This is a genomic window from Paraburkholderia sp. PREW-6R, from assembly GCF_039621805.1.
In the GTDB taxonomy this organism is placed as follows: Bacteria; Pseudomonadota; Gammaproteobacteria; order Burkholderiales; family Burkholderiaceae; genus Paraburkholderia.
Genome location: NZ_CP155073.1, coordinates 977,373 through 1,003,892, shown reverse-complemented (window position 1 = coordinate 1,003,892; position 26,520 = coordinate 977,373). Strand labels below are relative to the sequence as shown.

Here is a 26,520-nt window from a genome sequence, read left to right as displayed (position 1 = left end):
CTTCCCTCGCGCCGGATCGCAGCCCACCTCCTCCTGAGCAATGCATGTTGGTGTGCGCCCGCCAGCGAATGGCGCGAGCGCACTGTCCGTCGTCGCATCGCGCCCTCTACCTTCACCAGGCGTCGCCCCGCTCCCTCGCTGCCCGACTTCTGCGCGCCGCCGTCGCCAGTCGCAGCCTTCCTGCCCTTTATTTTTCGTTTGCCCTAGCAGGACCAACGGCGTATAACCATCCCATTGGATGTTATTTGGATGGCATGGAGATTCCATCCAGAGTCTGCCGAGGAGCGCACGTGCCTAAACTCAACCTGATCGAAACCTCCCGCCCCAAGGGCGGCGAGACCGAAAAAATCACAATCAACCTGGGTCCTGTCGACCTCGGTCAGATCGATCTGCTGGTCGAGGAAGGCTTTTACTCGAACCGCACCGACCTGATCCGCACGGCCATCCGCAACCAGCTCGCGGCGCATGCGCAGGTCGTCACGGAAACCGTCACGCGGCGCGCACTCGTGCTGGGCTTGCAGCATTTCACGCGACAGGACCTCGAAGCCGCGCAGGCGGCGAACGAACAACTCGATATCCATGTGCTCGGACTCGCCAGCATCGCCGTCGACGTACCGCCGGAACTCGCGGCGGCCACGATTGCATCCGTTGTCGTGCTAGGCGCGTTTCACGCTTCGCCCGCAGTGAAGGCTGCACTTGCCGGCCGCATCAGTTAGGCGCACCGTTCAATCAATCCGACGGCCAGAGCGCCGCATGTCGCCATGCACGCGCCTCGCCGCCACCCAGGACAACCGATACCGCCATGAACATGAATGAAGATTTCCTGAAGTCGATGAAAGACGCGTTCGACCTGCTGCGCACGAGAGGCCCGAAAGAAGCCACGGCCGCGGTGCAGCGCGCGCTAGCGGGCGGCGCTCACGGACGCGAGGCGCCAGGCACCGGACCGGCGCGCCATGAGCGGGGCGCGCCGCAGCATCCGCCCGGCATGGACGACGCCTGGGCAAACGCGAAAGCGTGGGTCGATGCGCAATGGCAGCCGGAGACCGTGACTGAGCCAGCATCCGGCTTCCATCCGGGTGCACACGCAAAAAGCGACGCCGAAGCGCCCGGCACGTTCAGCACGCACACGTTCAGCAACAGCGCGGGGCAGCGTCAATACCGGCTCTACGTGCCGGCAAGCTACACGGGCGAGCCGTCGCCGCTCGTCGTGATGCTGCACGGCTGCACGCAGAACGCCGACGACTTCGCTGCGGGCACCCGGATGAACGACGAGGCTGAGCGTCATGGGCTGCTTGTCGTCTACCCGATTCAGCCGCAATCGGCAAACCAGTCGAAATGCTGGAACTGGTTCAAGCCTGGCGACCAACAGCGCGAACAGGGCGAACCGTCGCTGATCGCGGGCATCACGCGCGAGGTGATGGCGCGCTATCGGGTGGACCCGGCGCGCGTCTATGTGGCAGGTCTGTCGGCCGGCGGCGCGATGGCGGACGTCATGCTGAAGACGTCGCCCGATCTGTATGCGGCCGCCGGCGTGCACTCAGGTTTGCCATACGGCTGTGCAAACGGCTTACCGTCGGCGCTCGCTGCAATGAAAGGTGGCAAATTGAAGCGCGCACCCGACGGCGGCGCGCCGCAACGTCCGCTGATTGTGTTTCATGGCGACGCGGATCATACCGTGAGTCCGACGAATGCCGCAGCGCTCGTCGCGCCGTTCGACACCGAAGTCACCACAGTCGATATTCCGCCGGCGGCGGCACGTGGCCGGCGTGGCCATACGCTGCACAAGCGCGTGGCGAGCAATGGCGTGGAGGCGGAGTACTGGGAAATCCACGGCGCCGGTCATGCATGGGCGGGCGGCAGTCAGCGCGGCACTTACACCGATCCGACCGGTCCCGATGCCGCCGCCGAAATGGTGCGCTTTTTCCTCGCCCATCCGCTTCAGTAAAGACGCGCACGCGCGTTCATCTGCTATGCGAAAATACGGGATACCGTTTGTGGAGCACGCATGGCAGACCCGACAACGTCCGTGTCCTCACCAGTCGAAGCCGACTGTGCAAGGGAACCCATCCACATTCCCGGCGGCATCCAGCCGCACGGCTTCCTGTTCAGCGTCGCCGAGAACGGCACCGTGCTCCAGACCAGCGCGAACGTTTCGGAATTGACCGCTACTTCCGCCGAACGTGTGCTGGGTCAACCGCTCGCGCAGATCGTCGGCGACGAATGGAGCACGCGCATCGTTCACGCGCTCGCATCGCTTCAGGAAGAAGGCATTCCACTGTACGTCGGTTCAATGGACCGTCTGCGCGCGAGCAGCGGCGCAACGCACGAAACACTGGCATCGCTCGACAACCCCTTCGCGGTCATCGTGCATCGCTACCGCGGCGCTGCCATTGTCGAACTGGAACCGGCGCGCGACACGCTCGACATATTTTCGTCGATGTATCCGCTCGTGCGCACCTTCATCAACCGTTTGCAGGATGTGGAGACGGTCGAAGGTCTCGCGCAACTTGCCGCGGACGAAGTGCAGCGCATCACCGGTTATGGCCGCACACTGGTTTACAACTTCGACGACACGGGCAGCGGCCACGTGATCGCCGAACACGTGAAGCCCGGCTACGCGTCGTACGACGGCCAGCGTTTTCCCGGTTCCGACGTTCCGGCTCAGGCGCGTGCGCTGTACGTGCGCAACCGCATCCGCCTGATCGCGGACGCTTCCTATCAGCCTGCTCCGCTCGTTCCACCGCGGCATCCGTCAACGGGGCAGCCGACCGACCTTACCTACGCGTCGCTGCGCAGCGTCTCGCCCGTGCACGTGCAGTACATGAAAAACATGGGCACGCTGTCGTCCATGTCGATGTCGATCGTGGTGCGCGGGAAGCTGTGGGGCCTCATTTCATGCCATCACGACAGCGCGCGCGTGCCGCCGTTCGAAGTCCGCACCGCGTGCGAACACATCGCGCAGGTGCTGTCGCTGCAGATCGAAGCGAAAGAGGAACACGCGGAAGCCGAATACCGGCTCGAACTGCGCCGCACGCTCGCACGTCTGCTCGCCGCGATGGCCAACACGGAAAGTTTCGCGGATGCGCTCGCGAACGATCCGAAAGATCTGCTCGGGCTGACCGCTTCGGACGGCGCCGCGATCGTGTTCGACGGGCGCGTGCTGCTGGTCGGCACGACGCCGACCGAACCGGAGATCACGAAACTGGTGGAATGGCTCGACACCCAGGTCGACGACACCTTCCACACCGACGCGCTGTCCGAAGCCTGCCCTGTTCTACAGGCCGCACCGGACTACGCGGGGCTGCTCGCCGTGTCGATTTCCAAGCTGTTTCGCAACTATGTGCTGTGGTTCCGCAAGGAAGTGGTCCAGACGATCAAATGGGCCGGCGATCCGCGCGCCAAGCTGGCGAGCCTGTCCGCTTCGCTGTCGCCGCGCAAGAGCTTCGATGTGTGGACGGATACCGTGCGCGACCGCTCGCCCGCCTGGCGGCCCGCCGAACTGGAAATCGCCGTGGAATTCCGCACGGCGCTGCTCGGCATCGTGCTGCGGCGTGCCGAGGAACTCGCGCAACTCGCACTAGAACTCGGTCGCGCGAACAAGGAACTCGAAGGCTTTTCATACACCGTTTCACACGACCTGCGCGCGCCGCTGAGGCACATTGTCGGCTTCGCGGATCTGCTGCGTGACATGGAACGCGAGCGGCTTTCCGAGCGCGGCCGCCACTTCGTCGAGCGGATCATTTCGTCGGCGCAATTCGGCGGCAAACTCGTCGACGATCTGCTGGCGTTCTCACAGATGGGTCGCGCTGCGCTGCGTCCGCAATCGGTCGATCTGAAGCATATGGTCGATGCGCTGATCGCCGACGAGGTCAAGGACGCGCCGGGTCGCGAGATTGCGTGGCACGTCCAGCCGCTCGGCCACGTCACTGCCGACGCGGTACTGATGCACGTCGTGCTCCGTAACCTGATCGAGAACGCTGTAAAATTCACTGCTACCCGCAAGCAGGCCGTCATCGAGATTGGCCGCTATCCGGGCGAAGGTGAGCTGGCGGGCCAGGATGTTTTTTTCGTCAAGGATAATGGCGTTGGTTTCGACATGCGTTACGTCGACAAACTGTTCGGCGTCTTCCAGCGCCTGCACCGCATCGAGGAATTCAGCGGCACGGGTATTGGGTTAGCGGGCGTGAAACGGATTGTCGAGCGTCACGGTGGCAAAGCGTGGGCAATCGGTGAAATGGACAAGGGCGCGGCGCTGTACTTTTCGCTGCCTCACGTGTTCATTGCCGATGCAAGTCAGGGTGAAGAGTCTGCTGCGGCCGCGGTAGCGCGGCTCACGGCGTTGTCACCGGGCAAGCGTTTCCGCCCGGTGCCGAAGGAGTCAAAAGATGAATCGAAATGAAGGAAAAAGCGTGTTGAGACCCATCCTGCTGGTGGAAGACAATCCGAACGACGTCGAACTCACGCTGATCGCGCTGGAAAAAACGCGTTTGGCCAACCCGGTCGTGTCATTGCGCGACGGCGAAGAGGCGTTGCAATACCTGCGCCGGGAAGGACCGTGGGCAGACCGCGCGGAAGAAAACCCGGCGGTGATTCTGCTCGACAAGAAGCTGCCGAAGATCGACGGCCACGAGGTACTCAAAGCCGTACGCGGCGACGACAAACTCAAGCGGATTCCGGTGGTGATGCTGACTTCGTCGCGGGAAGAAACCGATCTGCTGCGCAGCTATGATCTCGGCGTGAATGCCTATGTGGTGAAGCCCGTCGCGTTTGACGACTTCATGGCCGCCATCAACGACCTGGGCATGTTCTGGGCCGTGTTGAACGAGCCGCCGCCTTATCCGCGTTAAGCCGGCCTGCGTGAAGCGACGCCTGCACGCCGCGGCCTCGCCTTCCATGAACGCCGCTGTTCAAAAGGACTTATCGGCGGCCCATTCGCCTCACTTCGCGTAACATCTTTCACCACACGAGCGCGGCCTTTACGCACGGCGTGAGTCACACGTAGGAACAACGCTGACGCGAGCACCTAGTGATACGCCGGCAACGTGACGCGAAACGTTGCGCCCTGCCCCGGCCCTGGACTCTCGGCGCTGATCGTGCCGCGATGCAGATCCACCAGATTCTTCACCAGCCACAATCCCAGACCGAGGCCGGCCACCCGGCCTGAACCGTCAGCGCCGAACTGCTGGAAGCGCTCAAAAACGCGTCCCAGCGATTCACGATCGAGCCCCATGCCTGTGTCGCGCACAGCCAGTTCGACCCGTTCGCCGACGGCGCGCACCGTCAGTTCCACCGCGCCCTGCGGCGTAAACTTGACCGCGTTCGACACCAGGTTCCACACGACCTGCTTCATCCGGCTTTCGTCGGCGAGCACGGTAGCGGACGCGAGATCGTCCGCAATCAGTTGAAGACCTTTCGCTTCGGCATGCATGCGCATGTCTTCAGCGACGATCCCGGCAAGCGCGCCCAGATCGACCGGCTTCAGATTGACCGAGAGTTTGCCGGTGACGATCGCACCGCTGTCGAGCAGATCGTCGACCATGTGCGAAAGCTGGCGCGCGTTGCGGCTGATGACGCCGGTGGCGCGCGCGACATGCGACGGGTCGGCCGCGCGCTGCAGCAGGTCGGTCCACGACATGATCGCCGAAAGCGGTGAGCGCAACTCGTGGCTGACCGTCGTGACGAAGTGGTCCATTGCCATCGTGAGCCGCTCGCTATGCTCGCGCGCGCGCTTTTCGGAGGCGGCGATTTCGCGCTGTTCGAGTTCCGCCTCCTTGCGCGCGGTGATGTCGAGCGTAAAGCCGATCACCGAACTCAACTCTCCATCCGGCAAGAAGCGCCCGACACCGCGCACCAGAATCCAGCGGATCGAGCCGCTCGCCCAGCCAATGCGGAAATCGACTTCGAAATGATCCTGACCGGCAAACGCCTGCTTCATCGCGTCGCGAAGACGGGCACGGTCTTCCGGATGCACGATCTCTTCGAAAAGCCGCTGCTCCGTGAGCGTCGACGTCGGTCCCAGGCCAAGGTTGGTCTTGCACTGATCCGTGCATTCGATCACACCGCTGCCCGGATCGAGTTCCCACGCGCCGAGTTGCGAGAACGCAAGTGCGAACTGGAAGCGCTCCTGACTGTCGCGCAACTGCGCCTTCGCTTCGTCCGCGAGCAGCTGGCGCAATTGCGCCTGCGAGCGCAGCTTGGCCCGCTCGCGCTGTTCGCGTTCGTAGTCGGACACGCGCTCGGTAACTTCGCTCACACGCAGCGCGATATTGCCGCCCTGACCGTGCCGCGAGCCCAGGAGGCTTGCCTTGATTTTCCAGTAACGGGCAACGCGCTCGCCAGACGGGTCGTCCGCATCGGGTTCGTCGTGACGGCGGTCCGGCATTTCGTAGCGAAACAGCGGCGACCATTTCGATTCACCGACCGTGAGGTCACGCAACGCGGTCATCAGCCACGCGCGACGTGCGTCGCGCTGCTCGGCGGTGCCGAACTGGTTGACGTCGAGGATCGACTTGCCGCGCAGGTCGCTCAGCGACTGGCCTATCAGATCGAGATAGCGCGCATTGGCAAGCAGGATCTCGTAACGGCGGTTGAGAATCAGATAGGCCTCGGGTAGCGATTCGAACGCGATCGCCGCATCGAATTCGTGCGAGGCCATTGACGGATCGTGATGGCGGCTGTCCATGGGCGTGTCTCGGGCGTGTCTCGGGCGCGTCAGTCCGCGCTCGCGCAGATCGCGCGCGTCGCGCGCGGCGCCGTCCCGGCCAGTTCGATCAGGCGGTCGAACGCGTCGGCCGCGCCGCGGCACGCTTCCTCGACGCCGGCAGCCCCTTGCACTTCATCACACATCGCGCGCACGAACGCCTGCCAACGCGGACCGAGCGAGGCCCGGCCGGCGCTCAGATAGCCAAGCGGATGCGGCGCGAGACGGTCTTTCAGCTTCGCGTAGAGCACCGCGCCGCCCAACTGGGAACCTTCGATCACGTAGCAGACGCCCCAGCGGTATGCCGCGCTTTCGACGCCGCTCCACCCACGCGCAGCGCTGACCAACGACACAAGGTCAGCACGCTCGCGCGCACTGACCGACTCGTGGGCCAGATCGGCGGCGATCAATGCGAGTCGGGTCATGCCTTGCGCAGCCGGGTTCGCATGCGGAATGACCGGCGAGCGAGCGGCAGTCGAATCAGCGAACGAATGAGCATCCCGGTCAGAAGCGACCCGTGCCGCACGATGCGCGGGCGCTTGCGGCCCGTCGTCGAAACTAGCGAGCCACGGTTCGAGCGGCTCGAGCCAGTGGCGCAGAATGACGAGGTGGGCGAGGTAGTCGTGCAGTTCGACGCTGTCGACCGACAGCGGCATGATTTCATGCAGCAGTTCGTGGCGTCGCGCGGTGGACGCGCGCACCGCCGCGAGGACGTGCGCAGCCTGAGGCGCTTCGCCAGATACGCCGCCCTCTTCACCCGTAGAACGGCCGGCGGTTGCAGATGTGTCGATCAAGCGAATTGGGTTGAACATGTAAAGAAGAATACGATTATAAAGGCGCGCGCCAGGCACGGGCGAGATCCCATTTGCACGGGGTGCCTCACTGGGGGAGGCAGCGCCGGCTAGGCCGCCACCGCACAGCCGGCCTGCTCGAGCGCAGCCTGGGCGCGTTCGTGCAGATCGCCGCTCGTCAACGACGCGTCCGGTGAGCGCACCCACGCGGCGATGCGCAAGGTCGCGCCGCCATCGTCCGGGTAGTCCGCCACGCTGATAACCGGTGCCAGCGTCGAGCCCGTCAACACGCGCGGCTCGTCGGCGACCAGCTTCTTCAGCTCACCCATTGCGGCGTCGACGTCCTTGCGCTGCGCGAGACCCACCTCCACCTCGATGCGCTGCGTGCCACCGCTGCTGTAGTTGATCACCGGGTTGCTCCAGATCTGGCTGTTCGGGACGAACACGGCGTTGCCGTCGCTACGTTCGATGCGCGTGGTGAACAGGCCCACCTCGCGCACGATACCGGCGGCCGCGCCGCTGCCCTCGATCACGTCGCCGACACGGAACGGCCGCAGCATCAGCAGCATCATGCCGGCTGCGATATTTTGCAGCGTGCCCTGCAGCGCGAGACCGATGGCCAGACCTGCCGCGCCGAGCACGGCCAGCACGCTGGCCGTTGCGATGCCGATTTCGCTAAGCGCCGCCACAAACGCAAGCACTCGCACCGCCCAGGTGCCCATCGCGGCGAGCATTGGCGCAAGCGTCGGATCCGCATGCGTGCGCGCCAGCGCCTTGGCAAACATCACGCCCACGCGATTCGACACCCACCACCCCACCACGATGATGGCGACAGCAAGAACGATGTGCAGCACGTCGTGCGTGAGGCTCACCAGTAGCGACGGCTGGAAATGCAACAGACGAGAAAAGTTATCGTTCATCCGGCTTCGTCCTCCTGCATCACTCAATTGTCTTGACGTGCAAAAGCAGGATACGTTCCCGCGAATCCGTTCGACAACGAAGCGGCACGATGCTTGCGAAAACCGTCACACGGTCTCGATCGAACACTGAGACATCGTGTAACGCGTTGAACGCAAAGGTATTAACCGAATGATTCGAACGCCTTTTTAATCCGCACAGGAGCGCTGAGATGAGTGAGCATTTTAAAGTCCATGACCGCGTCAGCTGGAACACACCGCAAGGCATGACACACGGCAAGGTGGTGCGTGTCATTTCTACTCACACAACGGTGGACGGCCACGCTGTCGCCGCCTCCAAGGACGAACCGCAATACGAGGTGGAAAGCGAGAAAAGCGGCAAGCACGCGGTGCATCGAGCCAACGCGCTCCACCGTCTTAAGGATTGAAGACTCGCAACCGGAGGGGCGATGTGAGAACGCTACGCTCTTCCGGTAACCGTCAGGGCCAGCCGAGCGGCCTGAGAAGATTGCGCAGCGCGGCCACCGTCAGCGGGCGCGAGAACCAGAAGCCTTGTGCCTCGTCGCAACCCAGCGCTTCGAGCTGTGCGGCCTGCCCGGCGGTTTCGACGCCCTCCGCCGTCACCCGCAGCTTGAGCGCGTGCGCCATCGCGATGATTGCGCCGACCAGCGCCGCGCACTGTGCATCGCTGCCCATGCGCACGACGAATGAGCGGTCGATCTTGAGCCGGTTCAATGGAAAGCGCGTGAGGTAGGCAAGGCTCGAATAGCCGGTACCGAAGTCGTCCACGGCGACTTCCACGCCCAGCTCGCGCAGCCGATGCAGCGTGTGTAACGCCTGCTCGGTATCGCCGAGCAACGCGCCTTCAGTGATTTCCACTTCGAGATAGGACGGATGGAGCGCCGCATCTTCGAGCGCTTCGCGGATCGTTTCAAACAGATTCTGCTTCTGGAATTGTTGCGGCGACACGTTCACGGCGAAGCGCGGCAACGTGCCGGTCAGCCGCAGCAATTTGCCGGCGTCACGACAGGCGGTGCGAATCACCCATTCGCCGATCGGGTCGATCAGACCCGCCTCTTCAGCGACCGGCACGAACTCCGCCGGACTGATGCAACCACGTTGCGGATGATCCCAGCGTAACAGCGCCTCGACTTGCGCAATACGTCCATCGGCAAGCGTCACTTGCGGCTGATAGACCAGATGCAGCTGCTGACGCTCGACGGCCTCGCGCAGCAGGGTTTCCAGTTCGAAGCGCCGCGCCGCCTGACCTTCGAGCGCAGTGGAAAAGCGCCTGACAGCATTGCCGCTTACCGCCGACGCCGCGGACAGCGCGACACCCGCGCGCCGCATCAGCGTGGGCGCGTCGCCGCCGTCGGCTGGATAGGCGACGATGCCTATGCTCGCGGTGATATTCAGCGGCGTGCCGGCGTAATCGATCGCTTCGGCGATGCGACCGAGCGCTTCCGCGGCGAACGCGTCCGCCGCCGCGCCGGTTTCGTTGATAAGCAGCGCGAACTGTGTGCCGCCGAGCGACGCGATGGTGCCGTCGTTCGGAAAAAGACTGCGCAGGCGCTCGCCGACGATCTGCAGCACGAGCTCGGCCGCATGCAGACCGAGCGCGTCGCGCAGCTTGCGCAGATGGTCGAGTTCGGCGACCAGCACGGTAAAGCCGCAGCGATTGCGCTGACAGCGCGTGATCATCAGTTCGAGGCGTTCGGTGAAGAGCGTCTGATTCGGCAGACGGGTGACGCCGTCGTGATGAGCGACATACCAGAGGCGCGCCTCGGATTGCGCATACCGCGTCATATCGATTGCGGTGCCCACGTAGCGAGCGGGTCGGCAACCCGTTGGGCTGGAGCGCAGGGCGTCGGCAGCGAACGGCGCGAGCGCTACCACCACGCGGATACGCGGGCCGCCGCGCCGCAGATAGGTCCATTCGCCTTCGTAGCGCGACGTCACCGTGGCAAGCGGCGGCAACTCACCGGCGCGCCGCGCGAGTTCCGCGGGATCGTGCAGCGACGTAATAGTGCGCCGGCCGACCAGTTCGTGAGCCGTGAAGCCGGTCAGCTTTTCGAACGCGGCGTTGACCGCCTCGAACGTGCCCTCCGCATTGCAGATGAACATGCCATACGGCGCTGCCGCTAGCGCCGCGTGGCATATGTGCGCTTCGGCGTAAAAGTGATCGTGCATCGCGCCGGTCTCTGACATTCCTGGGATCACCTGCGATTGAGCGTGTTGCTGACGCATCCGGCGACCACGAAAACTCGGACATGGATCCGGCTTTTTCGGACAGCCGTGCTCATCATAGCGGCTTTCCTGCCGCCCGCGACGCATTGAACGCGTATTCGTGGCGCACAACGTTTGCATGGGTGTAATCCCTGATTGGCTGCCACACCACGCGTGCCGCCGGATGCCCGGCGAGCGGCGAGCGGCTGGCGAGAATCGGCGCGGCGTTGCGAACAGGTATCGCGTGCACTCATTGGTTTGCAGTTCGAGCGGAACGCTAAGAGCGGCTCGTCTGTCAGCGTCACGTCGATCGGCTTATCGGCAACTTCGGTGGGAAATGCGAGTGGATGCCCTTAGCGGCTGAGCATCTGTCAGTCGTGGCTATCGAACGTGCAGGTGGGGGCAATGCGGGGGATCGCTGAAATAGCGGCTTGAGTCAACGCAAGCTGCCGCGCGTTGCGCGCGGCGCGCGCGATAGGCGCGGCGTCACGCGTGGGGCAGCGCTGCCTCGATGAACACCGCGCACAGCGCTTCCATGCCCTTCGCGTCCTCTTCGTCGAAGCGCCCGACCACCGGGCTATCCACGTCCCACACGCCGATCAGCGTGCCATCCGGGGAAACGAGCGGCACCACGATTTCCGACTGCGACGCCGAATCGCACGCGATGTGGCCCGGAAATTCGTGCACGTCACGCACGACCTGCGTCCGACGCGTCTGCGCGGCCGTGCCGCATACGCCTTTGCCAAGCGGAATTCGCACGCAGGCAGGCTTGCCCTGAAACGGTCCGACGACCAGTTCCTTGCCGTCATGGAAATAGAACCCGGCCCAGTTCAGATCGCTGAGCGAATGAAACACGAATGACGAAAAATTCGCCGCATTGGCGATCCAGTCGACCTCACCGGCGAGCAGCGAGCGCGCCTGCGCGACCAGTTCTTCGTACTGCGCGGCTTTGGAGAGATGAGCGTTGGAGGAGACTTCGAACATGACGGCGTCCGTGATAAAAGCGGAAAGAGAACAGTGAGGCAAGCAGTGTAAAGCAAGCGACCGTTTCGTTCATGGCGCCGGTCATGCTTGTCGGGTCATCGCGCCTTCATGCATGGCGGCTTACTTGTGCGATGAGACCCATGCTGCCCGAAGCAGACCGGGTCAAGCCACGCACCTTGCACAGGCTGCTCTTTTTCCCGTGGATTCCGCGGCCAGTACTACGCGTCAGCGGCCCAATACATCGGAACTGCCCTGTCATTCCACGCCGATGATCACGCTCGACGCCTTGAAGATCGCCGTTGCCGCGTGACCGTCTGTGAGCCCGAGGCGCTCCACGCTTTCGTGGGTGATGATCGCCGTGATCTGCGCGCCGTTTGCGCTGATCGTTACTTCGGCATTCACCGCGCCTTTCGTGATGCTCGAAACCGTGCCCGCGATGCAATTGCGCGCCGACACCTGGTTCGCCGTCACGTCGACCATCACGATTACCGACGACGCCTTGACGAGCGCGAACGCTTTCTTGCCCGCCGCAAGGCCGAGTGAGGTGGCGCTGCCGTGCGTGACGATCGCGACGATTTCCAGCCCGTTCTGCGTGCGCAGCGTGACTTCGTCGTTGACGGCGCCATGTTCGACGTCGATTATTTCGCCGGCAAAGTGATTGCGTGCGCTGGTTTGCATGATGCTCTCCTGTTATGCCTGCCCCGTGGCAGGACGTCGAGGCGATGCGTTTGGACAATTGCCGAGGCGCGCCATGCGCGCCCCGTCGGAATACGGACAGTATGACGCCGCCGGGAATGACACTTCGGCCCGAATGAAACCACATCAACATTATGATGGGAGGCCGCATCACACAGCGCCCGCGCAACAATGCGGCACAATTCGCGAAAGCCGTACCAGCGTAGCTCGCATTCTGGCCTGTGACGTTTTGCTCCGTGCCGCTTTGCTTTTAGTCGCTTTGCTCTTTGCCGTTCTGCTCTTTGCCGTTCTGCTCTTTGCCGTGGTGCTCCGGACCCGTGTTTCCTCGAACTTTCCTGCCGCGTACTTCATGCCCGTTGCCGTTCCTGTCCGCCTGATCCGCCCGATCCAGCTGATCCCCGCGACCCGCCAGATCTGTCCGTCCCGCCTGAGCGCCGTCCGGCGGCTCCTACGCCGCGTGTGTGCAACGGCCGCCGCCGCGCTCGCCGCTGTTGCGCTGTGTGCGTGCAGCAATCCCGGCCCGCCTCGCGACACCCATGCGGCCGCCGATACGGTCACGCTGTTCCCGATCGCCAACTACGATCAGAACGTCGATCACTGGCTCGACCCCGACAGCGCCGACTACGACAAGCCGTTCCTCAGCGCCGACGACCAGCGTGCCCAGTTTCGCGCGCTCTATGCGCGTTATTTTGGCACCGGCAGCGGCGCGCCGTCGCCGTGGAATGCGGCCTTTGTGGCGGGCCAGGTTTATTGTCAGCAAGGGGTCGACATTGCCGGGTTGCAGCAGCGGCGTCTCGCCAGGTACGACAACACCGGCAAAAGCGGCGATGAGCTGGGTTACGGCGAGAACTTTCGTCCGCACGACAAGGCCTGGATCGACGCCATCGCGCGCAACATGAGCGTCGACCAGTTCACGCGGGACGCCACGTACCGGCCGCAGCAGCGCGCAATTGCGACGACGAGCCTGATGGTGCGCGAGTTGCCGACCACCGACCCTTCTTTCTATGACCGTCGTCTGGCCGGTGAGGGCTATCCATTCGACAACCTGCAAATCTCCGCGACGCGCCCCGGCACGCCGCTGTATGTGCTCGGCAGCAGCGCCGATGGCGCATGGCGCTACGTGCAGACGCCCGACGTGCAAGGCTGGGTGCGCAGCGAAGGCTTGGCGATGACCGACGCGCGTTTCGTCGACACCTGGCGCGCCGCGACGGCCCGATCGCTCGGCGCGGTAACAGTGGCCCTGGCGCCGGTGACGGATAGCCGAGGCGTATTCCGCTTCGACGCGCCGGCCGGCACGCTATTGCCGCTCGTGGGCGGCAGCGCGGGAACGGGGCCGGCCGGGCGAATCACCGTGCTCGTGCCCGCTCGCGGCGCCGACGGCGACGCGCTCATGCGCAGCGCCGAACTCAGCCCGACGCAGATCGCGCCGGCCCCGCTCGCAGCCACGCCGCGCCATCTCGCGATGCTGATGAAAACGCTGATCGGCCGCCCATACGGCTGGGGTAACAGCGGCCTGTATAACGACTGCTCGTCCGAACTGCAGAGCATTTTCGCGGTGTTCGGCGTCTGGCTGCCGCGCCATTCGTCCACGCAGATGAGCGCCGGGCGCATGATCGACCTGTCGTCGTCGAGTCCCGCGCAACGGCTCGACTATCTCGCGCAGCATGGCGAGCCCATGCGCACGCTGATCTACATCGGCGGCCATGTGATGCTCTACATCGGCAATACCATGCGCAACGGCGTGGCCCTGCCGGTCGTCTATCAGGATGTGTGGGGCCTGCGCCCGGCCGACGACAGCCGCCGCGCCGTGATCGGCGGCTCGGTGATCCTGCCGCTCTTCGAGCACATCCCGGAAGACGCGACGCTGCAATCGCTCGCCGGCACACGCATTTTCCAGCTCAGCATACTCGGCGCACCGACCCGTGCCGCGACGCCTGTGCCTGCGTCCGCACCGGGGTCAACCGCGACTCCGGCGACTCCAGCGCCGCAGGACGACGAGAATCCGGCCGGCTAAAAAATATTTTTCCCGCGGTGTCGATCCGGCGACCGCGTGTTCGTCGTAATGTGGAAGACCCGGCTCACTAATGTGGAAGACCCGGCTCACGCGAGCCGGCTTTTCAGCTCACGAACGTTCATCACACGGGAGACGCCCTCATGTCCAGTCCTGCTGTCAAACCGATTCCGGAAGGCATGCATTCGCTCACGCCGTATCTGATTTGTGCAAACGCCGCCGAAGCCATCGAGTTCTATAAAAATGCGTTTAATGCAGTCGAGCAGATCCGTTTGCCGGGGCCGGGCGGCAAGGTCATGCACGCGTGTCTGAAGATCGGCGACTCGATGCTGATGCTGACCGACGAATGGCCCGAGCATCATAGCCTCGGTCCCATCACGCTCAAGGGCACGCCCGTCTTCATCCACCACTATGTCGAAGACGTGGACGCGCGCTTCAAGCAGGCGGTCGACGCCGGCGCCACCGTGCGCATGCCGGTCACCGACATGTTCTGGGGCGACCGCTACGGCCAGTTGACGGACCCGTTCGGGCATTGCTGGTCGCTTGCCACGCACAAGCGCGAAGTCAGTGCGGAAGACATGCAGCAGGCGATGCAGAACATGCAGAACACGCAGTGCGGCGAGCAGTAATGCGGTGATCCGCGCGTCTGGTGCTAGCGCTTTCTGGCTGCGCTTTTTTCGGCGCTCTCCGGCCACGAGGGACTTCATAAGCCGGAGATCGCACTGTGCCTCTAGTTCGATCGCCATGCGGGCCATACGGAAGAAGCCGCGCAGTGAAGGCCATGATGAGCATGGTCAAGCTGGATATCGCCGCGCTTGAATGGGCGTTTCGCGGCGAGCGACGCGCGGGAAGCGATGCATAGGCATTGGGCGCAGACGCGGCGCCATAATGAAGCCATCGGGAATCGCGGCTGCAACCATTGGCATTAAGAACATTTGCCGAGATCAGCCGCGTTTCTCTTTTATCGGCTTAGTCAATTTCGGAACCGATCGCTCCGACAGATTCGTTGCGTGCTCTCCGCATCGACTATTATTCTTTTTGCATATTTATTCCTCGCAGATCATCAGGCTGCGTTCTCTTTCCATTAGTTTCGGAAATAAATCCAGGCCGCCCCTATTCTCATCAATTCAAGGTAAAGCAATATTTGCGTAACCAGCGCTTTAGACCGCGCTCGTCGCCCTGCGCAAGGTACTTTCGAACATAACCGGATCCACCGTAATTATTTGTAGGAGAAAGAAAGAATGTGTAGACTCATTTCACCGATTGGATTTGATGTCAATTACATAACACACTAATAGGTATTTGATTTACTTCAATTGACCTCGCCATTTCCATTCGAACGCACAATATTCAATTCACATAATGAACGCATCCGGCAGCCCGGAATTGCGTCGGCCTGAGAGGTTTATGATGAAAAGAAAAGTACTGTCGTCCAGCGTCGTCCTCGCCTTGATGTTCGGCTTGCCGCTGCAACTCGCGGGCGCTGCCACTTATTCGAACGGCACCGCTACGGCCACCTTCACCGTCACGCTCACTCTGGCTGCCAACTGCTCGATCAGCGCGAATCCGCTCAATTTCGGCAGCAACGGCGTGCTCGCGAACGCCATCAACCAGCAGACCACCGTGGCGGTCACCTGCACGAACACCACACCGTATAACGTCGGGCTCGACGCGGGCACCGTCACCGGCTCGACGGTCACCAACCGCCTGATGGCCGGCACCGCCACCGGCAACACGGCGACCACGGTCGGCTTCAATCTGTATCAGGACGCCGGCCATACCGTGACGTGGGGCAACACACAGGGCACCAACACGGTCAGCGGCACGGGCAGCGGCTCGGCGCAGTCGATCGTCGTGTACGGCCAGGTGCCCGCGCAGACCACGCCCCGGCCCGACACCTACCAGACCACCGTCACCGCCACGGTCTACTTTTGACAAGCGCCATGCGCCGGGCCGGCAAAACCGTGCGGCGCGCGGCCGCCATGCTTTTCGCGTGCGGACTCCTAGCCGCTCGCGCCCACGCCGCAACGCTGCAGATCTCGCCGGTGATGGTCGATATGTCGGCGGACGCGAACGCCACCGGCATCACGCTGAAGAATCCCGGCGAGAAGCCGCTGTTCGGCCAGGTCCGCGTGTTCCGCTGGGACCAGGCTAACGGTGACGACGCGCTTTCGCCGACTCAGGACGTCGTGGCCAGTCCGCCGCTCATCCAGATCGCCGGGCGTGGCGACCAGCTCGTGCGGCTCGTGCGCACCGCGCCCGCGCCGTCCGGCGTCGAGCAGAGCTATCGCGTGCTGATCGACGAGTTGCCCGAACCCGACACCGCGCCATCCAGCGGCGTGACGATCCGGTTGCGCTATTCAGTGCCGGTATTTGTCGAGCCTGCCGTCGACATCGGCCAGCCGAAGCTCGCATGGCATCTGTCGCGCGGCGCGCAAAGCTGGATGCTGCGCGTCGACAACTCGGGCAGAAAACGCGCGCAGATCGCGGCCGTGCAACTGATCGACGCCGCAGGCAACGCCTACCCGATCAACAAGGGGCTGCTCGGGTATGCACTCGCCGGCCGCGGACGTCACTGGACAGTCACGCTGCCGGACAACGTCGCGCAAGGCGGTCCGCTGAAGGTGCGCGCGTCGGTGAATTCGCTGCCCGCCGAGTCCGCCGTCGATGTGGACTGACCCTCGAGGCGGCAGGCGGCCATGCTGCGGCGATACAACGGCGCAGCGAAGCGCGTCCGGCAACGCATGAATCCGGCACGGCCGCAGGGAATCGACACGATGCATCGCCACGCAATCAATGAGAATGACAGGACGGCGAAAACGGCATGGATGGCCGCCGCGTGCCATCGCGCTCGCGGCAATGTTGGGCCTGTTCGGCGTGGAGCGGGCGCACGCCCAGACGCCGATGCGCTTCGCGGACAGCGGCGTGGACACGCTCGCGGCGCCGGACCGTGCGACCGCGGGCACCCCTGCGGCAGCCGCCGGCTGGCCAGTGGATGCCACGGCGGCACAACAGCGCGGCGTCGATCTCGGTGGAGGCGCGAGCGTCGCCGCGCGCGCCGCACTTCAACGCACATCGGCCTCCGTCACGGGCCGTGACCTGTATCTGGAAGTCATGCTCAATGGCCAACGCACTTCGCTGATCGCACACTTTCGCGACGTCGACGGCAGGCTCAGCGCGAACGCGAAAGACCTGAACGACATCGGCATCGACACGGAAAAGCTTCATGCCGCCGACACCGCGCAGCTCGAACTCGCGCAGATTCCCGGCCTGCGCTACCAGTACGATCCCGCCCGGCAAAGCATCGATCTGCTGGTGCCCGACGCGATTCGCAAACCGTACACGTTCGACACCCGGGAGCTGACGAAAACGCCGAACGCCACGGCCTCGCGCGGCTTTCTGATCAACTACGACGCATTCGCGCAAACCGACACGAACGCGCAGTTCGCGTTCTGGAGCGAGGAGCGCTACTTCGACCCGACCGGCGTGCTGAGCAACACCGGCATTGCGTACCTGTATCGCGACCTGCACCGCTATATCCGCTACGACACGTCGTGGAGCATGTCGAATCCGGCCACGCTCACGACGACACAATTCGGCGACACGATCTCGTCGTCGCTCGACTGGAGCCGCTCGATCCGCATCGGGGGTTTCCAGTGGCGCAGCAACTTCGCGCTGCGCCCCGACCTCGTCACGTTTCCGGTGCAGGCGCTGTCGGGCACGGCCGTGGTGCCGTCGGCGGTGGACCTGTACGTGAACAACGTGCGCCAGTTCACCGGCAACGTGCCGAGCGGGCCATTCATCGTGAACAACGTGCCGGGCATTACCGGGGCGGGCGAAGCGACGGTCATCACGCACGACGCGCTCGGCCGCACGATTTCCGCGTCGCTGCCGCTTTATGTCGATACGCGGATGCTGGCCGCGGGCCTGTCGAGCTATTCGCTGGAAGCCGGTTTCCTGCGGCGCGCCTATGGCATCGATTCGTTCTCCTACGATCCGCGGCCGGCCGTGAGCGCGACCGCGCGCCGCGGCGTCACCGATTCGCTGACGCTCGAAGGCCACGCGGAGGCGACCGGCGGCCTCGTCAACGCGGGCGGGGGCGCGCTGGTGCGTATGGGCATGGCTGGTGTCGTGAACGGCTCGCTGTCCGCGAGCGCGGGCAAGCTGACGGGCACGCAGGCCGGCATCGGTTATCAACTGATCGAACCACATTTCTCGATCGATGCGCAAACGCTGCGCGCCTACGGCAATTACGGCGATCTGGCCGCGCGCGACGGCACGCCGGTGCCCACCGCCACCGACCGCGTGACGCTTGCGCTGCCCTTTTTCAGCCGCCAGACCTTGTCGCTCAGTTATATCGGCTACCGGTTCCCCGGCGTTCCGGCGTCACGCATCGGTTCGTTGTCGTACACGCTGAATTTCGGCAATCTGGCCTCGCTGACGTTCAGCACGTACAAAGACTTCCTGCAACACGATGCGCAAGGCGTCTTCGTCACCGCGAGCTTCGGCCTTGGCAACAACACCGCGATCAATGCGAGCGTGGGCCGCCAGAACGGCCAGTCCACCTACAACGTGAACGCCCAGCGTCCGCCCGACTACGCCGGCGGCTGGGGCTGGGGCGTGCAGGCCGGCGGGGCGGGCTCGGTGCCGTACCGGCAGGCGCAGGCGCAATACCTCGGCAAATACGGCGAAGTGACGGCGCAGGTGCAGGATATCGACCGCCACGCGGGCGCGTCGCTCGACGCGACGGGCGCATGGGTGCTGATGGACAACACCGTGCTGCCGTCGCGCCGGATCGACGACGGCTTCGCGCTGGTCTCGACCGACGGCGTCGCCGGCGTGCCGGTGCTGCACGAGAACCGCGTGATCGGCACGACGGACGGCGGCGGCCATCTGCTGATTCCGGACCTGAATGCGTACCAGCACAACCAGGTGTCGATCGACAGCATGAAACTGCCTGCGGACGCGCGCATCGCGACGACGGCAATGGACCTCGTGCCGAAGTCGCACGCGGGTGTGATGGCGAGCTTTCGGATGACGCGCTACAGCGCCGCGTCGGTGATCCTGCGCGAGCCGGACGGCACGCTGCTGCCGCCCGGCTCGCGTGTGCGTCACGTGGAAAGCGGCGGCGAGACGATCGTCGGCTACGACGGCTTGACCTTCATCGAAAACCTGCAGCGCGACAACCATCTGGAAGTCGATTACGGCGCGACCCATTGCAGCGTGGCGTTCACCTACGAGCGGCCCGCCAACGGCTCGCTGCCGACCATCGGCCCACTGACGTGCACGGATGGGAAAGCGGCGCGACCCGCGGCGCCCGCACCCCCGGCGGCCAAGCCTGCACAGGCGGCGCGATGAAGCGGCTATTTCTCCTTCTCGCGCTGTGCCTGCTATTGGGCGCGCTGCCTCGCGACGCGAGCGCGCAGACTTGCACGGCAAGCCCGTCGGCACTGAATTTCGGCGATGTCAGTCCGATCAGCCTGAGTGCGGTCGCCGCCACTGGCAGCATCACGGTTCAGTGCTCATGGCCTTTGACCACGCTGACGCCCAGCGTACAGGTCTGCCTGAACATGGGCGGCACGTCGCCGCGTTATCTGGCGAGCGGCGCGAACCAGATGCAGTACGACCTTTACCAGGATGCCGCGCATTCGCTCGCGTGGGGGTCGACCGCGCTCGGCACGACGCCGATTTCGCTGGTACTCGACAAACCGGCGACGGGCACCACGGCGTCGGCATCGGTGAACTTTTACGGGCAGATTGCGGCCAGCCAGCCGGGCGTGCCAACAACAGGCAACGCCAGCACGATCTACTCGCAGACCTTGAGCCAGACGTCGCTGAACTACGGCTATTTCCTGCTGCTCTCGCCCGGCTGCGCCGCGCTGACGACGAGCGGCGGCAGCTTCGCTTTCACTGCAAGCGCGAACGTGGTGAACAACTGCCTGATCAGCGCGACGAACGTGGCGTTTACGTCCACGGGCGTGTTGAGTTCGGCGTTGAATGCGACCGGTACGGTCACCGCGCGCTGCACCAACGGCGACGCATTTCGCATTGCGCTGAACGGCGGGTCGAGCGGCAATGTCGCCGCGCGGCAGCTGCAGCGCTCGGGCGGCGGCGGCACGGTCAATTACCAGCTTTACACTGACTCCGGCCACACAACTGCGTGGGGCGACGGCACTGCCGGCACGAGCATGCCGACCGGCGTCGGCAGCGGCAACGCCGTATCGATCACGGTGTATGGCCGCGTGCCGGCGCAGAGTACGCCGATGCCCGGCAGTTATAGCGACACGATTACCGCCACCATCAGTTTTTGATCCGTGCACGCAGCCGGACGCACGCGCGACACGCTAGAAGTTGACCATCCAGACGGTCTGCTGAGCGTCGCGCGAGGCGACGAATGCAACCGGCTGCGTTGTGCCGGCGCGCGCCGGTTCCGGAGTGGGCGCGGCAGGATCGAAGCCGCCCTGGCTGATCTGGAACGGCGCACCGTGCAGGCACGACACGACGGGCTGATTCGCCACGCTGATGACAGCATCCGCGGACTGGACCATACAACTTTCCTGCACGACCAGGCTGACGGCGATCGACGCGAGTTCGGTCGGCGCGGCCTGCAACGCAGGCGGCGCGGCGACGAAGAAGACTGCAATCAGACTGGCGGCGATGCGGCGCAACAACATGGGCGTTCCTGAGACGGTGCGCGACATTCAACGGACGCGCAGATCGAAGATGCATGGTTTGTCGGCATGATGCGCCGAAAACTTGAGGCTCACGCGTACCGCCGCACGTCCATTCACTTGCCCTCGGTCACGCTCACGTCGACCTGCAAGCCGCGAAACGAGTGCGGCGCGCCATGCCACGTGCCCCACAGCGGCAACGCCTGGTCGTAATTCCATGCCACCGCCACGCGAATCAGATGACGGTTGCCGACAATGCTGTTGGTCGGATCGAAATCGACCCAGCCCGCGCCCGGCAAATAGATCTGTAGCCACGCGTGCGTGGCGCCGCCACCTTGCGTCGCGTCGTGCTCCGGCACGAACAGATAACCGCTCACGAAGCGCGCGGCGAGACCGAGCGAGCGCACCGCGTCCATCATCAGCACCGCAAAGTCACGGCAACTGCCGCTCCGGCTGCGCAATGTGTCGCCGGGACGGTTCACGCCTTTTTCCGTGCGGCGCACGTAGCTGAACGTACTCTTTATTTCGAGCGTCATCGCGCGCAGCAGCGCCATCGTGCTGCTGTCGCCCTGCCTGTCGGCCGGTTTGTCGTCGGGTTGATCGTCGGGTTGGTCTTCCGCTTTGCGGGCTCGCTTGTCCGCCGCTTTGTCACCTGCGTTGCCAGCCTTCTTTTCGCTGCTTCGGACGACGCCCGGAATCGGCACGAACCGACGCGCCCATTCGTCCACTTCCGGGTCCGGATGGCGGCGGCTGCGCGCGTTCACGAGATCGCACGCCTCCTCGTTCGTGTAGCTGAACGGCCAGTTGACCGCGTACGGTTCCAGCGCATAGTCCGGCATCGGAGCTTCGAAATGTTCGAGCGTGACCTCGCTGTCAAACCGCAATTCGCTCGCTTCGCCGGCGAATGTGGCGATCGCCACGGAGTTGTCGAATACGTCGTGCAGCCAGTGCAGACGCGTGGGGGTCGGCGTGATCACGAGGCGGTTGGTCACGAGGCGAAGATCGTGGCTTGCGCGCGGAAATAACATCATCCGGTGTTCGCCAAAGCTCACGGGCTCCGAATAGCGGTACACGCTGACGTGGCGGACCGTGAATCGTTGCGGCTCAGTCATGTGTCCGTTCGATGGATGCAACCGGGCTCGTCATGTTCGACACATCCGGCTGGAAGTTTGCGGCTGCCGTGGCAGGCGAAAGTGCCTTCTCGCGATGCGATCCAACGCGGCACGAAACGCGGCGAGGTTCAGGATACACCCGCCAAAGTTATCAACAGATTCTGTTCGCAAATCTGTGTATAACTATCCTGCAAAATCCCCAACTCATTGAGCGCGCGGCTGATTTTTCAGCGGAGCCGGAGTTGGGCACGGCACGGCGCGTGCCGGCGCGCTCATTCATGCAACGGGCTTCCTGCCGCATCGCGTGCCGCTTGCGGGGCGGCCGGCGCAGTGCGCGCTTCCTCACGCCACTGCTGCCGCGAGCGAGCCATCCGGCGCCACGCGAGGCGCGCCATTTTTACCCACCCCGACGGTCGCGGATCGGCGAGCATGCTGAGCGCGCGGGCATAGTCGAGCGTGAGGCCGGGTGTCCATGCCATCGTCGCGGCGCGTTTGCGCAACTGCGCGGCGACCCACAATTCTGGCGTCGAGATCACGCGCAAAAATGGCCGCCATCCGCCCAGGTTTCCCCACACGCGTGCCGACGCGCCCTCGATTGCCGCTTCCAGCGCGCGCGACACCGTGCTCGAACAGTTGCGGTGCGTCAGGTTATAGGTGGTGTTCTGCCGGTAGGTTTCCCAGAAACGCTGGAGCCGCGCCGGATCGTAATTGCGGATGCGGACCTGAACCGTCGACGGGCACCACGCTTTCGATTCGGTCTGATAGTCGGGCTGGAAAACGCCAGGCACGTCGTTCTCGCGCGTGGCGCGCAGCAGTCGCGTGAAGTCGTCCGGCGAGCGGTCGATTTCGACGCCGGGGTACAGGCTGATATAAATCCCTTCCGGCGATTCGAGCGCGGCGTGTCCGGTCGAAATCACGCCATTGCGGTCCACGGCTGCAATATAGCGATCGACGATCAGTTGCCGTCGCGCCTCGCCCTTCGCCGAGCCGACCGGCGTCCACACATGGACGGTCAAAGCGGCTTCGTCGGCGGCGGGCGGGCCGTCCCATTCCACCGGCTGCAGCCGTCCGCGCGCCGTGCTGGCGGCAGCGCTGGCCGCCGCGTTTCCTGTCGCGTTTCCTGTCGCGCTTGCAGCCGCGCCGGCCGTCGCCGCTTCGTGGTCCGACGACATGCCTGGATTCGACGCCAGCCGCTTCACGCGTGTGCTGAGCAGAATCAGATTCCAGCCGCCGAAGATGAGCCCGAGACCGAGGCAATACGGCACGGTGCCGACATAGTGCGTGGGGTACGGCTGGTAGAAGAAAACCGCCAGCGCGATCTCGACTGCGCCGCCCACCGTCGCGAGCCGCCAGGTGCGATAGCGGACCACCCGGGCCGACACGATCTGCAGCAGACCATCGGCAAAAAACAGCGTGCCGAAGATCATCGAGAGAATGAAGTTGCCGTGACTGTGTCCCACCAGAATCAGCGCCGCCGAGACGCTGAACGCGAGCCCCTTCGCGTAGCGCAGCGTGCGCTGGCCGCCCATGCCGGTCCATGCGACGGCAAGCGTCGCGAGTCCTTCCAGCAACAGCAGGATCGCAAAGGGCGTTATCGGAAAATAGAGTGCGCCGTCGAGCGCGTCGCCAAAGACCACGAGGCCGAGCAGCACGCTCGCCCAACCGATCAGTTGCAACGAGCGCCAGCGCGTGCGCAGATAATCGACCCCCAGCAGGATCATGACCAGACGAACCATTGCGAGTCCTCCGGGCGCGACGCATGCGCCGTTCTGTTCGCAATCTTATACACATTCGTCCGCGCCGATTTAAGCGTGCGACGGGATGGTTCGTCCACGAGCGTCGCGCATGGCGCACGAACGGTCACTGCGTTTCTTCCGGTGCTGCGTGGCCGGGTGGCTGCGTGACCGCGCGATTGCCTGAATACAGGCGCTCAGGCGACGACGGCCTGCGGCGTCGCTTTATCTTGCGCGCGAGCCGGTTCGTTGTGTTGGCCGCTGCCCTTCTCGCCGCCCAGCGCGTCGAGCAGATCGCCCAGCATGCGCTCGAGCTCAGCCGTCATCAGCGTGAAATCGGAGTCGAAGCTTTCGTCGTCGTTCTGCGCGGTGGGGTCACCCGCTTCCTTCAGCACGTCGAGCGGCGCGATGCGCTTGATCGTCAGCGAAGGCGTCAGCACGAACGACACGCGGTCGTTCCACGTCATCGCGAGCCGCATGCACTGCTTGCCCGCTTCGATGTGGCGACGCATGTCTTCGGTATCCAGCGTATGTCCGACGTAGCGCACAGTCGCGTTGCCCTCGGCGGGCGAGCGCAACTCGGTGTCCTGGTCGAGCGTGAAACCTGCGGGCCCCTCGCCGGAGAGCAGCCACTGCGTCATGGCGGCCACCGGCGACTGCGTGACCTGCACCGTGCCGAGCGGCAACTGATCGATCGATTTCACGAGCAGGCCACGCACTTCGTCGGCGACCGCCTGCGACGCTGCGTCGATCACGAGCCAGCCATTCCTGCAATCGATCCACACGCGGGTGTCGCGGCGAATGCTGAACGCACGCGGCAACAGTTCGTTGGTGACCTGCTCCTTGAGTTCGCGCATCTGCTTGCGGCCGGGTTTGAAGCCCTGCTGTTCCTCGAGGTCGGCGGCACGCGCTTTCGTGAACTGCGTGACGACCGACGCCGGCAGCAGTTTTTTCTCCGCGCGGAACATCAGCAACAGTTGGCCATTGAGCGCATACACGAGCGAGTCGGGTGCGTTATCGCGGGGCGCGGCCCATCCCTGGCTTTGCATTTCGACGCTGTTGCCGGGCGCGAACGCGTGCGGCGCCAGCCACTTCTGCATCTGGTCGGCAGTGACGGACCACGGAGCGGGAAGACGGTGAAGCTGGAGATTCTTGAACCACATGGGGCGAGGGTCCTGAGCGGGCAAAGCGCGACATTCTATCCGAGCGCCGGCATCGCGCGACGCGCCGAACCACCCGCTTACATTTTCTGCCTGCTGCTCACGACGTCACGCGCCAGTCACGAGGCGCCGCAAGAAAACGAGGTCAGCAAGGAGCCGATTAGCCGGTACTGACGGCGCTGTTGCGCGGCGCGGTTCGGGTGGAAATCACCTAGACTTTTGAGATGCGCGCAGACCAAGACGGAGGCGGTCATGGCCGATGAAACCGTACCCTGGCAGATGGTGGAATACGAGGGCTTCGAAATTCATGTGGCGGCGTTTGCGAACAGGCCGCCGGGCGCGTTGGCGCCAGAATCCGCGAGCCCGCGCTACACCTACGTGGGTTATGTCTGCCATCCCGGTGCCGATCCGCAGATTCCCGGCCATGCCGTGCCATTTCACGCGGACGGCGAGGAAAGCTTTGCCAGCGGGGAAGAAGCGCTTCACGAAGGCATCCACACCGGCCGCAGCATCGTGGACGGCACGGATCCCGATCTGACAGTCCTGCCGCTCGTGACGGGCGGCGTGTAGCCGTCTGGCACGGCGGGCGGCCGCGCGCGTTGTGCCGTTGTGCCGTTGGTTCATGCGGTCGCAGAACCATGCAGCCGCATCGAACGACCGGCCCCTCGCGTCAGCTAAAAGCGCGCTTGATACGGGACTTGAGCAATGCGCGCTGCAAGCGGCCGGTCCGTGGCGGATCGCTCACCGCGGCACCGCCGGTCACCGCCGTGCCGCGACGCAGGTAATAACGGTCGAACGTCGCCTGTGTCATCCCCCATTTGTTGAGAAACTGGCGCCGGCCATCGTTTTTCACCACCTTGCCGGTGCTCTTCTGCTGGAAGTGATAGACGAGGCTGTCGCCGACGCCGAGGAACACGCGGCAGCCGGCGTCCCACAGCTTCATCGAGAAGTCGTTGTCGCTGCTCATGCCGGGGCTCAGTTCGCTGCTGTAGCCGCCGACCTTGTGCCACCAGTCGCGGTGCACGAGCGTGGGCGGCCACGTCGCGCCGCGCCAGTCGGCACGCACGAGGCCAGGCGCGGCGGCCACCAGTTCGTCGGCGCGGAAGGTCTCGACGTCGCGCCCAAAGTTGTGCACCACCACGCACGGATTGCCCGAGTCGACCGGTTCGATCATCGTGCCGGACAACATGAACAGGTTGTCCGACGGCATGTTCGCGAGGCGTCGGGCGAGCGCGTCGTCCCAGCCGGGGCAGCAGTACATGTCGTCGTTCATGTAGACGATGTAGTTCTGCGTGGCGCGCGCCGCCGCGATATTCACCGCATGGCAGATGCCGATGTTGCCAGGCGATGCGGTGTGCTCGATACCTTCGTCGCGCACCCAAGCCAGTGTGCCGTCCGAGCCGTCGTTGACGTGCACGATGATCTGGTGCGCATGCCGCGAATGACGCCGCAAGCTCTCGATCACGAGACGCAGATAAGGCAGATTGTTCCAGGTCGGGATGATGATTGAGAACATCGA

The 26,520-nt window shown here is 64.2% G+C and carries 23 protein-coding genes; 12 read left to right on the top strand and 11 right to left on the bottom strand.

The window, feature by feature from the left end:
* Positions 1 to 290 precede the first annotated feature (290 nt).
* The 4 genes from AAGS40_RS04360 (at position 291) to AAGS40_RS04345 (ending at position 4,847) form a co-directional block, all read left to right on the top strand.
* Positions 291 to 716, top strand: a complete 426-nt coding sequence (locus AAGS40_RS04360) for a CopG family transcriptional regulator (protein ID WP_345813437.1) — start codon at positions 291 to 293, stop codon at positions 714 to 716.
* Between the two features lie 86 nt (positions 717 to 802).
* Complete coding sequence (locus AAGS40_RS04355; protein ID WP_345813436.1) at positions 803 to 1,945, top strand: PHB depolymerase family esterase; 1,143 nt, start codon at positions 803 to 805, stop codon at positions 1,943 to 1,945.
* 60 nt (positions 1,946 to 2,005) lie between these two features.
* Positions 2,006 to 4,399 (top strand): ATP-binding protein, encoded by a 2,394-nt coding sequence (locus AAGS40_RS04350; protein WP_345813434.1) that lies wholly within the window; start codon positions 2,006 to 2,008, stop codon positions 4,397 to 4,399.
* Between the two features lie 10 nt (positions 4,400 to 4,409).
* Positions 4,410 to 4,847, top strand: a complete 438-nt coding sequence (locus AAGS40_RS04345) for a response regulator (RefSeq protein WP_345813433.1) — start codon at positions 4,410 to 4,412, stop codon at positions 4,845 to 4,847.
* A gap of 176 nt (positions 4,848 to 5,023) precedes the next feature.
* Here AAGS40_RS04345 and AAGS40_RS04340 read toward each other — a convergent pair whose 3' ends face one another.
* The 3 genes from AAGS40_RS04340 to AAGS40_RS04330 all read right to left on the bottom strand — a co-directional run bounded on the left by AAGS40_RS04340 (position 5,024) and on the right by AAGS40_RS04330 (position 8,411).
* Entirely contained in the window at positions 5,024 to 6,682 is a 1,659-nt protein-coding gene (locus tag AAGS40_RS04340) for an ATP-binding protein (RefSeq protein ID WP_345813432.1), read from the bottom strand.
* A 29-nt stretch (positions 6,683 to 6,711) separates the two neighbouring features.
* The gene (locus AAGS40_RS04335) at positions 6,712 to 7,512 is read right to left on the bottom strand and encodes a biliverdin-producing heme oxygenase (RefSeq protein WP_345813431.1); all 801 of its coding nucleotides are present in this window, start codon (positions 7,510 to 7,512) and stop codon (positions 6,712 to 6,714) included.
* A gap of 89 nt (positions 7,513 to 7,601) precedes the next feature.
* Complete coding sequence (locus tag AAGS40_RS04330) at positions 7,602 to 8,411, bottom strand: mechanosensitive ion channel family protein (protein ID WP_345813429.1); 810 nt, start codon at positions 8,409 to 8,411, stop codon at positions 7,602 to 7,604.
* A 209-nt stretch (positions 8,412 to 8,620) separates the two neighbouring features.
* Here AAGS40_RS04330 and AAGS40_RS04325 point away from each other — a divergent pair, with 209 nt between their 5' ends.
* Positions 8,621 to 8,836 carry a DUF2945 domain-containing protein gene (locus AAGS40_RS04325; RefSeq protein ID WP_345813428.1) on the top strand — a complete coding sequence of 72 codons (216 nt, stop codon included), beginning with the start codon at positions 8,621 to 8,623 and terminating at the stop codon, positions 8,834 to 8,836.
* A gap of 52 nt (positions 8,837 to 8,888) precedes the next feature.
* On the opposite strand, the gene AAGS40_RS04320 is transcribed toward AAGS40_RS04325, so the two are convergent.
* From AAGS40_RS04320 to AAGS40_RS04310, 3 genes are all read right to left on the bottom strand, one after another.
* Positions 8,889 to 10,616, bottom strand: a complete 1,728-nt coding sequence (locus AAGS40_RS04320) for an EAL domain-containing protein (RefSeq protein ID WP_345813427.1) — start codon at positions 10,614 to 10,616, stop codon at positions 8,889 to 8,891.
* A gap of 504 nt (positions 10,617 to 11,120) precedes the next feature.
* Complete coding sequence (locus AAGS40_RS04315) at positions 11,121 to 11,618, bottom strand: GAF domain-containing protein (protein WP_345813426.1); 498 nt, start codon at positions 11,616 to 11,618, stop codon at positions 11,121 to 11,123.
* A 255-nt stretch (positions 11,619 to 11,873) separates the two neighbouring features.
* Positions 11,874 to 12,296 (bottom strand): TOBE domain-containing protein, encoded by a 423-nt coding sequence (locus AAGS40_RS04310; protein WP_345813425.1) that lies wholly within the window; start codon positions 12,294 to 12,296, stop codon positions 11,874 to 11,876.
* Between the two features lie 367 nt (positions 12,297 to 12,663).
* Between AAGS40_RS04310 and AAGS40_RS04305 the strand changes: the two genes are divergently transcribed.
* The 6 genes from AAGS40_RS04305 (at position 12,664) to AAGS40_RS04280 (ending at position 20,636) form a co-directional block, all read left to right on the top strand.
* On the top strand, positions 12,664 to 14,328 hold the full coding sequence (locus tag AAGS40_RS04305; protein ID WP_345813424.1) for an SH3 domain-containing protein: 1,665 nt from the start codon (positions 12,664 to 12,666) through the stop codon (positions 14,326 to 14,328).
* A gap of 140 nt (positions 14,329 to 14,468) precedes the next feature.
* Entirely contained in the window at positions 14,469 to 14,954 is a 486-nt protein-coding gene (locus AAGS40_RS04300; protein ID WP_345813423.1) for a VOC family protein, read from the top strand.
* 823 nt (positions 14,955 to 15,777) lie between these two features.
* Positions 15,778 to 16,260, top strand: a complete 483-nt coding sequence (locus AAGS40_RS04295; protein ID WP_345814252.1) for a spore coat U domain-containing protein — start codon at positions 15,778 to 15,780, stop codon at positions 16,258 to 16,260.
* Positions 16,261 to 16,268: 8 nt separating this feature from the next.
* Complete coding sequence (locus AAGS40_RS04290) at positions 16,269 to 17,003, top strand: molecular chaperone (RefSeq protein ID WP_345813422.1); 735 nt, start codon at positions 16,269 to 16,271, stop codon at positions 17,001 to 17,003.
* A gap of 181 nt (positions 17,004 to 17,184) precedes the next feature.
* Positions 17,185 to 19,683, top strand: coding sequence for a fimbria/pilus outer membrane usher protein (locus AAGS40_RS04285; protein WP_345813421.1), 2,499 nt, complete (start codon positions 17,185 to 17,187; stop codon positions 19,681 to 19,683).
* Positions 19,680 to 20,636, top strand: a complete 957-nt coding sequence (locus AAGS40_RS04280) for a spore coat U domain-containing protein (RefSeq protein WP_345813419.1) — start codon at positions 19,680 to 19,682, stop codon at positions 20,634 to 20,636. Before AAGS40_RS04285 ends, AAGS40_RS04280 begins: the two co-directional genes overlap by 4 nt.
* 33 nt (positions 20,637 to 20,669) lie before the next feature.
* Here AAGS40_RS04280 and AAGS40_RS04275 read toward each other — a convergent pair whose 3' ends face one another.
* From AAGS40_RS04275 to AAGS40_RS04260, 4 genes are all read right to left on the bottom strand, one after another.
* Positions 20,670 to 20,999, bottom strand: coding sequence for a hypothetical protein (locus AAGS40_RS04275; protein ID WP_345813417.1), 330 nt, complete (start codon positions 20,997 to 20,999; stop codon positions 20,670 to 20,672).
* Between the two features lie 113 nt (positions 21,000 to 21,112).
* A complete protein-coding gene (locus AAGS40_RS04270) occupies positions 21,113 to 22,108 on the bottom strand; it encodes a transglutaminase family protein (protein ID WP_345813416.1) in 996 nt (331 codons plus the stop codon).
* A gap of 272 nt (positions 22,109 to 22,380) precedes the next feature.
* Positions 22,381 to 23,844 carry a DUF308 domain-containing protein gene (locus tag AAGS40_RS04265; protein ID WP_345813414.1) on the bottom strand — a complete coding sequence of 488 codons (1,464 nt, stop codon included), beginning with the start codon at positions 23,842 to 23,844 and terminating at the stop codon, positions 22,381 to 22,383.
* A 194-nt stretch (positions 23,845 to 24,038) separates the two neighbouring features.
* The gene (locus AAGS40_RS04260; protein WP_345813413.1) at positions 24,039 to 25,004 is read right to left on the bottom strand and encodes a recombination-associated protein RdgC; all 966 of its coding nucleotides are present in this window, start codon (positions 25,002 to 25,004) and stop codon (positions 24,039 to 24,041) included.
* Between the two features lie 249 nt (positions 25,005 to 25,253).
* Here AAGS40_RS04260 and AAGS40_RS04255 point away from each other — a divergent pair, with 249 nt between their 5' ends.
* Positions 25,254 to 25,571, top strand: a complete 318-nt coding sequence (locus AAGS40_RS04255; protein WP_345813411.1) for a hypothetical protein — start codon at positions 25,254 to 25,256, stop codon at positions 25,569 to 25,571.
* A 100-nt stretch (positions 25,572 to 25,671) separates the two neighbouring features.
* Here the strand turns inward: AAGS40_RS04255 and AAGS40_RS04250 are convergent, their stop codons facing one another.
* On the bottom strand, positions 25,672 to 26,517 hold the full coding sequence (locus tag AAGS40_RS04250; RefSeq protein ID WP_345813410.1) for a glycosyltransferase family A protein: 846 nt from the start codon (positions 26,515 to 26,517) through the stop codon (positions 25,672 to 25,674).
* Positions 26,518 to 26,520 lie beyond the last annotated feature (3 nt).

What these genes read in the sequence shown, in the direction of transcription:
- AAGS40_RS04265 (WP_345813414.1), bottom strand. Translation starts at nt 23,844, where the DNA reads ATGGTTCGTCTGGTCATGATCCTGCTGGGGGTCGATTATCTGCGCACG.
- AAGS40_RS04280 (WP_345813419.1), top strand. Translation starts at nt 19,680, where the DNA reads ATGAAGCGGCTATTTCTCCTTCTCGCGCTGTGCCTGCTATTGGGCGCG.
- AAGS40_RS04250 (WP_345813410.1), bottom strand. Translation starts at nt 26,517, where the DNA reads ATGTTCTCAATCATCATCCCGACCTGGAACAATCTGCCTTATCTGCGT.
- AAGS40_RS04350 (WP_345813434.1), top strand. Translation starts at nt 2,006, where the DNA reads ATGGCAGACCCGACAACGTCCGTGTCCTCACCAGTCGAAGCCGACTGT.
- AAGS40_RS04275 (WP_345813417.1), bottom strand. Translation starts at nt 20,999, where the DNA reads ATGTTGTTGCGCCGCATCGCCGCCAGTCTGATTGCAGTCTTCTTCGTC.
- AAGS40_RS04290 (WP_345813422.1), top strand. Translation starts at nt 16,269, where the DNA reads ATGCGCCGGGCCGGCAAAACCGTGCGGCGCGCGGCCGCCATGCTTTTC.
- AAGS40_RS04340 (WP_345813432.1), bottom strand. Translation starts at nt 6,682, where the DNA reads ATGGACAGCCGCCATCACGATCCGTCAATGGCCTCGCACGAATTCGAT.
- AAGS40_RS04285 (WP_345813421.1), top strand. Translation starts at nt 17,185, where the DNA reads ATGTTGGGCCTGTTCGGCGTGGAGCGGGCGCACGCCCAGACGCCGATG.
- AAGS40_RS04330 (WP_345813429.1), bottom strand. Translation starts at nt 8,411, where the DNA reads ATGAACGATAACTTTTCTCGTCTGTTGCATTTCCAGCCGTCGCTACTG.
- AAGS40_RS04260 (WP_345813413.1), bottom strand. Translation starts at nt 25,004, where the DNA reads ATGTGGTTCAAGAATCTCCAGCTTCACCGTCTTCCCGCTCCGTGGTCC.
- AAGS40_RS04315 (WP_345813426.1), bottom strand. Translation starts at nt 11,618, where the DNA reads ATGTTCGAAGTCTCCTCCAACGCTCATCTCTCCAAAGCCGCGCAGTAC.
- AAGS40_RS04355 (WP_345813436.1), top strand. Translation starts at nt 803, where the DNA reads ATGAACATGAATGAAGATTTCCTGAAGTCGATGAAAGACGCGTTCGAC.
- AAGS40_RS04255 (WP_345813411.1), top strand. Translation starts at nt 25,254, where the DNA reads ATGGCCGATGAAACCGTACCCTGGCAGATGGTGGAATACGAGGGCTTC.
- AAGS40_RS04320 (WP_345813427.1), bottom strand. Translation starts at nt 10,616, where the DNA reads ATGTCAGAGACCGGCGCGATGCACGATCACTTTTACGCCGAAGCGCAC.
- AAGS40_RS04300 (WP_345813423.1), top strand. Translation starts at nt 14,469, where the DNA reads ATGTCCAGTCCTGCTGTCAAACCGATTCCGGAAGGCATGCATTCGCTC.
- AAGS40_RS04295 (WP_345814252.1), top strand. Translation starts at nt 15,778, where the DNA reads ATGTTCGGCTTGCCGCTGCAACTCGCGGGCGCTGCCACTTATTCGAAC.
- AAGS40_RS04310 (WP_345813425.1), bottom strand. Translation starts at nt 12,296, where the DNA reads ATGCAAACCAGCGCACGCAATCACTTTGCCGGCGAAATAATCGACGTC.
- AAGS40_RS04335 (WP_345813431.1), bottom strand. Translation starts at nt 7,512, where the DNA reads ATGTTCAACCCAATTCGCTTGATCGACACATCTGCAACCGCCGGCCGT.
- AAGS40_RS04325 (WP_345813428.1), top strand. Translation starts at nt 8,621, where the DNA reads ATGAGTGAGCATTTTAAAGTCCATGACCGCGTCAGCTGGAACACACCG.
- AAGS40_RS04305 (WP_345813424.1), top strand. Translation starts at nt 12,664, where the DNA reads ATGCCCGTTGCCGTTCCTGTCCGCCTGATCCGCCCGATCCAGCTGATC.
- AAGS40_RS04270 (WP_345813416.1), bottom strand. Translation starts at nt 22,108, where the DNA reads ATGACTGAGCCGCAACGATTCACGGTCCGCCACGTCAGCGTGTACCGC.